Source organism: Thermoflexus sp., from assembly GCF_025055495.1.
Lineage (GTDB): Bacteria > Chloroflexota > Anaerolineae > Thermoflexales > Thermoflexaceae > Thermoflexus.
In genome coordinates this window covers 1-11,221 of sequence record NZ_JANWXB010000363.1, presented here as the reverse complement: position 1 = coordinate 11,221, position 11,221 = coordinate 1, and the positions used below count along the sequence as shown (strand labels likewise).

Genomic DNA, 11,221 nt, shown 5'->3' with positions numbered 1-11,221 from the left:
CATGGAGGCGGAGATCCGGGTCCGCAAACAGCCGGGGCAACCGGGCAGTCTCGGCGATGCGGGGCGTCCGCGCCACGACGTTGGTGGGGCTGGGATCCCGCATGGGGCCGTTCAGAAGGTAGCTGGCCATCAGGAGGGCGATGTAGTTCATCATAATGGTGTTGATGACCTCATGCCCGCCCGTGCGCGCCTTCAGCCAGCCCGGGATCGCTGCCCACAGCGCTCCCGCCAGGGCGCCGCCCAGGATCGCCAGAGGGATATGGAGAAACGGGGGAATCGTCCCGCCGACCAGCGGGGGAAGCGCGTAGCCGATCCAGGCCGCCACAATGGCCCCCAGGGCTAACTGGCCCTCTGCGCCGATGTTGAACAGGCCGCCGTGGAAGGCCAGGGCGATGCCCAGACCCGCAAAGACATAAGGGGTCATCTGGACAAGGGTCTCGCTGAGGGCCTTGGGGGAGCCGAAGGCCCCTTCCCAGAGGCCCTGGTAAGCCAAGAGGGCCAGGAAGGGTTGGCCTGTCGCCGCCGTGACCACAATCCCGCCGATGACCAGAGCGGTGAGGACCGCGAGGATGGGAACCCACAGGGCTCCACCCTGCACCGATTGCTGAAGGAGAACAGTGAAAGCATCCAGCCGTCCTGTCCAGGTTTGTAGAATCCCTCGCGCGTTCCGTTCCACCATCCACCTCCAGAGGGAAAAAGAAAAATCAGCAGATCCGCTGCCTTCGCCGCCCCTTTCTGGAGCAGTGCCCAGTGCCCCCACGAGGCCGATTCCAGGCAGCATCAAGATGTCCCGGCAAGCTCTGAGAGAAACGTGTGACTTTGATTTTATGCACAGAGAATTCCACGAGGCAAGCAAAACGGGAAGTTTTTCGGGGGTGTGGGCCGCTGAGGGCAGCTTCGCCCGCCCAAAAAAGTAAGGGCATAGGGGGAGGGTCCATAGCTGCTGCATCCTCATCCGTCCGTGGTGAAATGCCACCGAAGATCTTTGGGGACGGTCATTCAGCGGTGGTTTCCAGCCATGCTTTCACCACAGCTCCGATTTCGGCGAGAGGGCCCCGATGGATCGCGCATGGGGGCAGAGCCTTCAGAAACCATGCACCATACGTGCGGGTCATGATCCGCCGATCCAGGATCAGCACCACTCCCCGGTCGGAGCGGCTGCGGATCAGGCGCCCGAACCCCTGGCGGAACCGCAGCACGGCCTCCGGCACCGCATAATCGAGGAACGGATCCCGATACTGGGCGCTCCGAGCCGCGAAGACGGGCTCATCCGGGACCTCGAAGGGAAGTTTGGTGATCACCAGGCATGAGAGCGCATCGCCCGGGATATCCACCCCCTCCCACAGGCTTCGGGTCCCCAGCAGCACTCCCCGCTCCGCGGATCGGAAGCGCTCCACCAGCTGTCGCCGGGAGCTCCCATCGCCCTGTTCATAAAGCGAGATCCCGGCCTTCGCCAAGGGGGCGGCCAGGGCGCGGGCCGCCCGCCGCAGGGGGGCGTAGGCGGTGAAGAGGGCCATGGTGCGCCCCCTGAGGGCTCGGGCGGCCTCCAGAATCGCCTGCTCCACCGCCCGCTGGTAGCCGGCCTGGCCGGGCTCCGGGATGTCGGTCACTAGATACAGCAGCGCGTTTCGCCGATAGTCAAACGGGGAATCCAGGGCCAGCTCCTCCATTTCCCAGGCCCCGAGCCGGTTTTTGAGATGGGTAAAGGAAGGCTCCTGACGTTCCCGGTCTACGGTCCGCAAGGTGGCGGAGGTCATGATCACGCACCGCTTCGGTTCCAGGAGGTGTCGTCGCACCAGCGGCCCCACATCGAGGGGGGCCGCATACAGACCCACGCGGGCCCAGTTCCCCTCGCCCACGTGGCCTTCCAGCCAGTAGACGGTATCCGGCGACGGCTTTCGGATCGCCGCCTCGAGGGCCTGGCGGATTTTCTCGAAATCGTGGCTGAGCCCATTGGCCAGCCCTAGGGCTTCCTCCACTTCCGCGAACCCATGGTCCAGCAACTCCGTAAGCGCTGCCCGGATCGCGTTCAACGCTTCCTGGACTGTTCCCCAGCGAAGGGCGAGGAGCTCCCAGGCCTGCTCCACGGCGGCCCAGGCCGGACGGCTCCGTTCGGCGTCCGTGAGCAGCACCTTGCGGGCGTATTCCCCGCCATCTGAGGCGATCTCCTCCAGAAAGGCCGTCAGGGCGTTCATCAGAAGATCCACGCCGGTTTGGGCGGCCTCCACGGCCTCGCTCAGACGGCGGGTCATGCCGGCCAGGGTGTTGCGCAACGCGGGAGGAAGGCTCCGTCCCAGGTGAAGCAATGCGCTCACCAGCCCGCCCCCTCGATGCTCCCGCGCGCTCCCCGCTTCCTGGAGCATGCGCAACAATCCGAAGCGATCGATCTCCACGGTCAGTTGCTTCGTGGCCGCCTGCTCCAGGTGATGGGCCTCATCGATGATCAGATAGTGGTGCTCTGGAAGCACCATGTTCTGCGCGGTGGCATCCGCGAAGAGCAACGCGTGGTTCACGATGATCAGGTGGGCGGCTTCCGCGGCCTTCCGGGCTCGATGGAGGAAGCAGCCTCCTTCGCCCCATGCGGCGCATACTTCGGCTGTGCACGTCTCGTTGTCCGCGGAGAGACGGCCCCACAGCGCTCGTTCCACCGGCGTGGGCAGATACAGTTCGTCGCCGTCTCCGGTTTGCGTTGTGGGCAGCCACACCAGGATCTTGGCCAGCACCCGCATCTCCTCGACGCTGGTTGGTCCGGCGTGTCGCAAATGCATCAACCGGGCTGGGCACAGGTAATGCGCCCGGCCTTTCAGCAACGCGACCCGTAGGGTGGAGCCGTCTGCTAACCCGGATTCGGAGAGCAGACGCTGGAGAATGGGGATGTCCTTCTGGAGCAACTGTTCCTGGAGGTGAATGGTGTTGGTGGAGATCACCACGCGCTCCCCGTTTCGCATGGCCCAGAGGGCGGCCGGGATCAGGTAGGCCAGGCTCTTGCCCACTCCCGTTCCCGCTTCAATCATCCAGTGCTTGCTTTCGTTGAACGCCCCCGCAATGGCCCGGAGCATGGCCACCTGCTGAGGGCGGTGCTCGTATTCCGGAAAGATCCGGGAGAGAGCGCCGTCAGGCTCCAGCAGCTGGGCCAGCTCCTCCTCGTCGAGCGGCTGGGGTTGAGGCCTGGGGCGCAGAGGCCGTGCTCGCACAGGAGGGAGAACCAGATAGGATTCGGAGGTGGCCAGGCCCTTCGCCCGCAGCTGGGCGCCGATGCTCGGATCAATGAAGCGGCCCCGTTGCACTGTCCGCAGGGCTTCCTCAAAGAAGCGTCGGGGCGGCCAGGGAAGGTGAGCAGCGTGGCGGACGATCTCCTCCAGGATCGGCTCTGGGAGCTGACAGGCGCGTTGGAACAGGGCCAGGAACAGCCGGTAGGTGAGTCGCGCGTCCTCCAGCGCCCGATGAACCATCCCCACCGGGATCCCCAGGTTATGGGCCAGGGTGGAGAGGCCGTGGGCGCCGGCATAGGGAACCAGGATGGCCGCGAGCTCATAGGTGTCCAGGGCTTCGTTTTCCATAAAAAGGCCATGGCGGCGCAGGAACGCCAGGTCCTGGTCGATGGAATGGCCGACCAGGAGGGCATTCCCTACGATCGCCCGAAGGCGGGGAAGCACCGCGCGTAAGGGGGGGGCCTGCTCGGCCTCCTCCGGCCGGATCCCGGTGAGCTCGATCACCGAAGGGGGGATCGGCCGTTCGGGGCGGACCAGGGTGCTCCAGGCGTCGAGCACCGTCTCTCCCCGAAATTTGACGACTCCGATCTCGATGATGGCATCGGTTTCCGGATCCAGACCCGTGGTCTCCAGATCCAAGGCGACAAAGACCGAAGGCATGATGCCGTGAACCTCTTATCCAGAGAATGAAGAAGCGGGAGGCCGCGGAAGAATGTCTCACGGCCCGAAGGGCCGGTGGAGCGGGGGGTTAAGAAAAGCTGGGGTGGTGGGGCGGACGGCGAAGCCGCCCACCCCACCACCCCAAACCTCCGGTTGACAACAGCGCATTTAGAGGTCGATGGCGGTGGTCACCGCCTCCGCCAGGGTGGGGCCGGTACCGCCGCGGGACATGGCCTCCATGCCTCGTTTCTCGGCGTAATACCGGAACCCGGTCCCTGCGGGGATCAGGCGGCCGATGATGACGTTCTCCTTCAGGCCGCGCAGCTCATCGATCTTGCCCTCCAGGGCTGTCCCCGCCAGCACCCGGATCGTGTGCTGGAAGGAAGCAGCCGACAGGAAAGAGTCCGTTGCCAGGGCGGCCTTGGTGATGCCGAGCAGGACCTGCTGGGCGGTGGCCGGGCGCTTGCCCTCCGCGACCAGCCGGGCGTTGATATCCTGGAGGAGCAGTCGATCGACCAGATCGCCGGGCAGGAAGTCGGTGTCGCCCGGGTTGACGATCTGGACCTTGCTCAGCATCTTACGGATGATGAGCTCGAAGTGCTTGTCGTTGATGTTCACGCCCTGGGAGCGGTAAACTTTCTGGAGCTCGCTGAGCAGGTAAAGCTGCACGGCCTCCCGGCCCAGCAACCGCAGGATCCGGTGCGGGTTCTTGGGCCCTTCGGTCAGCGCGTCCCCGGCCTTCACCCGTTGTCCTTCTTCCACCAGCAGACGAGCGGTAGCGGGAACCTCATATTCCCGCTCATCCCGGAGCTCGTAGACCACTTTCAGGGGCTCGCCCTTGCGGTAAACCACACGCCCGCTGTGCCGGGCCGTGATCTGTTGCTCTCCGCGGCTGGCCAGCACTTGGCCTTCGAGGATCTCCTGACCGTCCTCTACCTTGATCGACCAGTTGCCGGGGATCTCGTAGACGTCTTCCTTCCGCTCGCTCTTGACGATGCGGATCCGCCGCCCTCCTTCCTCCGTGCGGTAGATGTGGACGATGCCGTCGATATCGGCCATCAGGCCCTCACCCTTGGGGTGCCGGCGCGCTTCGAAAATCTCCTCCACCCGCGGCAGACCCTGGGTGATGTCCGCCACGCCGGCCACGCCGCCGGTGTGGAAGGTCCGCAGGGTGAGCTGGGTCCCGGGCTCACCGATGGACTGAGCGGCGATGATGCCCACCGCCGTGCCCACTTCCACCAGCCGACCGGTCCCGAGGTCGCGCCCATAACAGAGGGCGCAGACCCCGTAGCGCAGCTGGCAGGTCATCGGCGAGCGAACATAGACCTCCTGAACGCCAGCCTTCTCAATCCGCTCTGCCAGGGGTTCATCCAGGAGCGTGCCGGTATCGGCGATCAGAGCGCCAGTCCGGGGATCGAAAACCGGCGCGGCCAGGACGCGGCCGAAGATCCGCTCCCGCAGGGCCTGGCCGCCGACATCGTCGGCGGCTCGGATCCAGATGCCGGCACGGGTGCCGCAATCGTGGGCGTTGATGATCACGTCCTGGGCGACATCCACCAGGCGGCGGGTGAGATAGCCCGCGTCGGCGGTGCGCAGGGCCGTATCGGCCAGGCCTTTCCGGGCGCCATGGGTCGAGATGAAGTATTCGATGGTGGTCAGCCCCTCCCGGAAGTTGGAACGGATGGGGAGCTCGATGATCCGGCCGGTCGGGTCGGCCATCAGGCCGCGCATCCCCGCCAGCTGTGCCACCGGCTGGAAGCCACCCTTGGTGGCGCCCGAGAGGGCCATGATCGCCACGCTGTTATCCATGCTCATCGTTTGCTTCACCGCCTCGGCGATCTCGTTCGTCGCCCGCTGCCACAGGTCGATCACCCGGTTGTAGCGCTCCTCCTCCGTCAGCAGCCCGCGTCGATACTGGCGCTCCACCTCCGCCACCAGGGCCTCATAGCGGGCCAGCACGTCCCGTTTGGCCGATGGGATGGGCAGATCGGCCACGGCGATGGTGACGCCAGAGCGGGTGGCGTAGCGGAAGCCGATCTCCTTCAGCCGATCCACCAGCTCTACGGTGGCGTCGGGCCCCAGCCACTGGAAGCACTGGGCCACCAGATCCTTGAGGCGGCCTTTGTCCATGGTCTCGTTCACAAAGCGGAGCCCCTCGGGCAGGATCAGATTGAAGAGAACCCGCCCCACGGTGGTCTCGATCAGCCGCCGACGGGGCTTGCCATCCGGATACCGCTGGCCGTTCTCATCGTAAACCGTATGCGTGTGGACCCGAACCGGGGCGTGCAAGGCCACCTTGCCCAGGTGATAGGCCAGCTCCACTTCCTCCAGGTTGGCGAAGATCCGGGAGGGCTCCCCCTGGCCGTTGGGCATGGTCATCGTCATGTAATAGCAGCCCAGCACCATGTCTTTGGTGGGGCCAACCACAGGCTCCCCGTTGGCCGGTAGCAACAGGTTCTTGCTGGACAGCATGAGGTTCCGGGCCTCCCAGACGGCCATGTCGGAGAGCGGGACGTGGACGGCCATCTGATCCCCGTCGAAGTCCGCGTTGAAAGCGGCGCAGACCAGCGGGTGGATCTGGATCGCCTTGCCTTCCACCAGCACGGGTTCGAACGCCTGGATGCCCAGGCGGTGGAGCGTGGGAGCCCGATTCAGCAACACCGGGCGCTCCTTGATGACCTCCTCTAGCACCTCCCAGACCTCCGGCCGCTGGCGCTCGATCAGCCGCCGGGCGCCTTTGATGTTGGCGGCATAGTTATACTGGATCAGCCGGGCGATCACGAATGGTTTGTAGAGCTCCAGGGCCATGGACTTGGGCAGGCCGCACTGGTGGAGCTTCAGCTGCGGCCCCACCACGATCACCGAGCGCCCGGAGTAATCCACCCGTTTGCCCAGCAGATTCCGGCGGAAACGCCCTTTCTTCCCCCGCAGCATATCGCTGAGGGATTTCAGCTCGCGGCGCCCGCGGCGGGACATGGCTTTGCCCCGCTGGGAGTTGTCGATCAGGGCGTCCACGGCCTCCTGGAGCATGCGCTTCTCGTTGCGGACAATGACATCGGGCGCGCCCAGCTCCAGCAGGCGCTTCAGGCGGTTGTTCCGGTTGATCACCCGCCGATACAGGTCGTTCAGGTCCGAGGTGGCGAAGCGGCCGCCGTCCAGCTGAACCATCGGTCGAAGGTCCGGCGGGAGAACGGGCAGGACCCGCAGGATCATCCACTCGGGGCGGTTGCCGCTCCGCAGGAACGCGCGGACGATCTGGAGGCGCTTGATGGCCTTCTTGCGGCGCTGCTTGGATTTGGCCTGGCGGATTTCCTGCCATAGCTCCTTGGCCATCTGCTCCAGGTCCAGGCGCTGGAGGATCTCCAGGAAAGCCTCCGCCCCCATCTCTGCCTTGAAGACCTGCCCCCACTTGCTCTTCAGTTCCCGATATTTGCTCTCGCCCAGGAACTGGAGAGGAGCCAGGCTCACCAGCTCATCGCGCTCCGCCTGGATCCGCTGGCGCAGGGCCTCGACCTCCCGGGCGGCCTGATCCTTCAGAGCGGCGATCTTCTCCTCCGCCGCCTCCCGGAGGACCTTCAGCGTTTCCTCGGTTTTCGCCAGGGCGCGGGAGCGCTCGGTCGCTTCTTTTTCTTTGATCCGGTTCAGTTGCTCGTCCAGGATCCGCTTCAGGGCGGCCAGATGCTCCCGGGCCACCGTTTCCCCGGTGTCCGCAATCACCTCTCCGGTGGGCTCGAAGACAATCGGGGCGCGAATGGTCTTGCCCAGCCGCTCCTCCAGGCGGGCCTGGGTTCGCTGGGCCTCCCGCATCAGGGCTTCCACCTCCGCGTCCCACTTCTCCTCGATCCGCGCCTCCCGGTCCGCCAGCTTCTGGCGCTCCCGCTCCTCCAGCCTCTGGACCTTCGACAAGAGCGTCTCGATTTCCTTCTGGTATTTGGCTTCGATGGCCCGACGCTCGCGCTCGAATTCCTCCTCCAGGCGCTTCAGGGCCCGCTGTCGCGCCTCCTCGTCCACCGAGGTGATCACATATTGGGCGAAGTAGAGGACTCGATCCAGGTTGCGACGGGAGATATCCAGCAGCAAGCCCAGGTAAGAAGGAACTCGCCGGGTATACCAGATGTGGGCCACCGGGGCGGCCAGTTTGATATCCCCCATCCGTTCCCGGCGCACCGTCGCCCGGGTGACCTCCACGCCGCATTTCTCGCAGACGATGCCCTTATAACGGGGCCCCTTATACTTCCCGCAGTAGCACTGGTAATCCCGGGTAGGGCCGAAGATGACCTCGCAGAACAGGCCGTCCTTCTCCGGCCGTAGCCGACGGTAGTTGATGGTCTCCGGCTTGGTGACCTCGCCGTAGGACCACGACAGGATTTGCTCCGGCGATGCCAGCGAGATCCGCAGGGCGCGAAACTCCTTGGCCTCCACAGGTGCCTCCTCTGAGGACAAATCACATCCTGATAGAAGTTGCCCAGCTCATCTGCTTTCGGGGGGCTTGAAGACCAGGCGGTCCGTCCCCCCAAAAATCGTTTTCATCTTCCCTCAGCGCGGTTCTTCAGGCCGTGGGGAGGGAAGATGAAAGAATTTGCCGAAACCAATCCTCCGGATGCAGGCAAAATCTTCCCACCTTTTCAATTTCAATGATTGTGAAGACCGCGCGGGACGAGGATGGGGATGATCCATCCGGATTGCGCTCCGCATTCCACTGCGGGAATGCGGGCAGCCCTGCTCTGGCTGGATCAAAAAAGGAGGTAATTTTCAAAAGCCCTTCCGGCTCTTCATGCGCTTTCGACAAAAGACAATAAAGGACCTTTCCCTAGCCCTCCCGGGCCAGGGATGAGGTCCCCTGCGTGGATTTCGGCGTGAGAACCGGGTCTTCATGAGGGCTGTTCTCAACTATAGGCGAAAGAGGAGTTTTTGTCAAATTTGGATGACTCCGGTGGTCATCCCATCCATAGACAGGCGAATTTGGACAGCCGAAGGGGGATCCGCCGGTCCTTCTCTCTTTTGCTCTTTTGCCCTTCCCTGCTCGGGGATCCCCCTATCTTACCCCACTATCCCTGAAACCGTGTCGAATTCCGGATCCCAACCGTGAAGCGAATGCGGGGCAGATGGCCTGCTTTCTGAACCCATCGACGTAGCCCGAGGCCTTCGTCGGGGAGGCCGAGGTCAGATTATTGGAAGTCCCTTCGTCGGGCGATTTCGTAAAGGGCGACGGCGCCGGCGGTAGCGGCGTTCAGCGAGGCGACCCGGCCGCGCATCGGGAGATAGATCAGAAAATCACAGACGCGCCGAACCAGAGGGCGGATGCCGGATTCCTCGTTGCCCACCACCAAGGCGATCGGGCCGCCGAGGTCCGCCTGGTCATAACGGATGGCGCGGGGATCCTGCTGGAGGCCCACGATCCATATCCCCCGTTCTTTTAGTTGCTCCAACGCCCGCGCCAGGTTGGTCACCTGGGCCATGTGAAGGTGTTCCACGGCACCCGCGGAGGCGTTCACCACGGCGGGTGTCACCCGGGCGCTGCGATGTTCGGGGAACAGAACGGCATGCACCCCTGTCGCCTCCGCAGTCCGCAGTAACGTGCCGAAGTTCTGGGGATCCTGGAGGCAATCCAGAGCCAGCCAGAAGGGTGGATCGGGCCGACCAGCGCTTTCCGCCCACGCCTGTTCCAGATCCACGTAGGGATACGGATCGGCCTCCGCCACGACTCCCTGATGGCCGTCTGTGATGGCGTCAAGGCGGGCCCTGGGCACGGTCAGGAGGGGGATCCCGCGATCCGTCGCCATCGCGCGGATCTCCTCCAGGATGGGCCGGGGTTGGAGGCCTTCGGCGATCAACAGCCGGTAGATCCGTCGCCGCCCGGCCCGCAGGGCTTCATGCACGGCGTGACGCCCGTAGAGAAACTCCCGTTGAATCTTTTCCATCCTTTTCATTTCACCTCCTGTCCGCTGATCCCTAGCGGCGATCTCCAGCGCCCACCGGATCGATGCCTCATCTTTGTTCGACCAGGGAACGGTGCGGTCTTCCGCCCAGGCTTTCCACGGATACGGGGGCAGCCTCCCTCCTGGTCCTGAGGGCTACGGAGAGGGAGGGAATTGCAATTAAAAAATATTTTTGGGGCTGGGGCGCCGCCGAAGGCCGCGCCTTAGCCCCAAATGCGGGAGAGCTCGGAAGTTAGCCACGGCGTATGACCATAGACGGAGCATCGGTCAGGGCACCCACCGCATCACGATCCATGATCGACCGAATAGCCGGGCCATTCGGTCGATCCATCGAAAGCGCGGCGGCATCTCCTGGCCTGAGATCCTCTGGAAGCCGAAGCGCTGGTAGAAGCCTTCTAGCTCCCTTCGACATACGAGGTAAAGGGGGCCGGGCTCCTGAGCCATCAGAGCTCGCACCAGTATGCTTCCAAGGCCACGGCCCCGCCATGCGGGATCCACCACCAGGGAGGCCAGTTCTCGGGTGCCATCCCCATGATGCCGAATCTGACCTACGCCCACGACTTGCTCGCCTGCCTCTATGACCTGGAAGCGGGACCAGTGCAGGTCAAAGGGATTCAACCGGGCTTGACAGACCAGGCGACGGATGATGATCTGATCCTCCGGTCGCGCTGGGCGCAGGCGTATCTCTTCGGTTTGCATTTTTCCCACTCCGTGCAGGAAGGCTCCATCCCGCCTGCATTTTATCCTGATCCCTGGGGCTTTTAGGGCGTATCCCCGGTTTGTCTGGGGGCCTTCCTTGGAACCCCTTCCTCCGGCCAGCCCGGACCACAAAGGGAGTGGATCGCAAAGACCAAAGGCCCGCGTCCGAGAGCTCCTGAACCCTTAGGGCCCGGGGATTCCAGCTTGACACGGGGTAGGGAATCCGATACGCTAAAACTGGCGGCCGTGCTCAGGCGGGGAGGTGGCGGTTCCCTGAACCCGAAATCCGCCAGACGCGGGGCTGACATCCCCTTCGAGGGTTAGCGCAGCCCCCCCAAGGGATCCTTCCCGGCGATGAAGGTCCGGTCCTGCGCGGCGGACCCCGGTGAACCCCGCCAGGCCCGGAAGGGAGCAACGGTAAGCCGTCCCGGTTCGCGCGCCGCAGGGGCGCCGGGCTGGAGCCGTTCGAAGGGTCTCTGGTGGGGAGAGGCGGGCTCGACAAGGGGCGCACGGCCGCCATTTTCTTGTTGATTGACCGGATTTTTGCTTTGTCTATTGTTCATTTAGGGGTTTTCGGGGGCGGTGCGGGGGGCAAAAGGCCCCCCCCCCGCCCCCCCAACATGTTTTATCTCCCCCCCCCGGCCGTTTGGGCCGGGGGGACGGGCCCTGGCCATCCGGACCAGGACAAAGCACATCGGACCAACACGGGGT

Annotated in this window: 5 protein-coding genes and 1 other RNA gene; 1 reads left to right on the top strand and 5 read right to left on the bottom strand. The window is 64.4% G+C overall.

Annotated elements, in window-relative coordinates:
- From NZM16_RS11675 to NZM16_RS11655, 5 genes are all read right to left on the bottom strand, one after another.
- Nucleotides 1-679 (bottom strand): ABC transporter permease (locus NZM16_RS11675; protein ID WP_367281029.1); only part of this gene is annotated, 679 nt, incomplete at its 3' end.
- A 316-nt stretch (nucleotides 680-995) separates the two neighbouring features.
- Nucleotides 996-3,872 carry a helicase C-terminal domain-containing protein gene (locus NZM16_RS11670; protein WP_295480527.1) on the bottom strand — a complete coding sequence of 959 codons (2,877 nt, stop codon included), beginning with the start codon at nucleotides 3,870-3,872 and terminating at the stop codon, nucleotides 996-998.
- A 168-nt stretch (nucleotides 3,873-4,040) separates the two neighbouring features.
- Nucleotides 4,041-8,294: a DNA-directed RNA polymerase subunit beta' gene (rpoC, locus tag NZM16_RS11665; protein ID WP_295480525.1), complete on the bottom strand. Its 4,254-nt coding sequence runs from the start codon at nucleotides 8,292-8,294 to the stop codon at nucleotides 4,041-4,043.
- Between the two features lie 746 nt (nucleotides 8,295-9,040).
- Nucleotides 9,041-9,802, bottom strand: a complete 762-nt coding sequence (gene rlmB / locus NZM16_RS11660; RefSeq protein WP_295480523.1) for a 23S rRNA (guanosine(2251)-2'-O)-methyltransferase RlmB — start codon at nucleotides 9,800-9,802, stop codon at nucleotides 9,041-9,043.
- A gap of 276 nt (nucleotides 9,803-10,078) precedes the next feature.
- A complete protein-coding gene (locus NZM16_RS11655) occupies nucleotides 10,079-10,510 on the bottom strand; it encodes a GNAT family N-acetyltransferase (protein WP_295452350.1) in 432 nt (143 codons plus the stop codon).
- 244 nt (nucleotides 10,511-10,754) lie between these two features.
- Here NZM16_RS11655 and ffs point away from each other — a divergent pair.
- Nucleotides 10,755-11,023: signal recognition particle sRNA large type (ffs, locus tag NZM16_RS11650), an RNA gene on the top strand.
- Nucleotides 11,024-11,221: the final 198 nt, after the last annotated feature.

What these genes read in the sequence shown, in the direction of transcription:
- NZM16_RS11670 (WP_295480527.1), bottom strand. Translation starts at nt 3,872, where the DNA reads ATGCCTTCGGTCTTTGTCGCCTTGGATCTGGAGACCACGGGTCTGGAT.
- rlmB (WP_295480523.1), bottom strand. Translation starts at nt 9,802, where the DNA reads ATGAAAAGGATGGAAAAGATTCAACGGGAGTTTCTCTACGGGCGTCAC.
- NZM16_RS11655 (WP_295452350.1), bottom strand. Translation starts at nt 10,510, where the DNA reads ATGCAAACCGAAGAGATACGCCTGCGCCCAGCGCGACCGGAGGATCAG.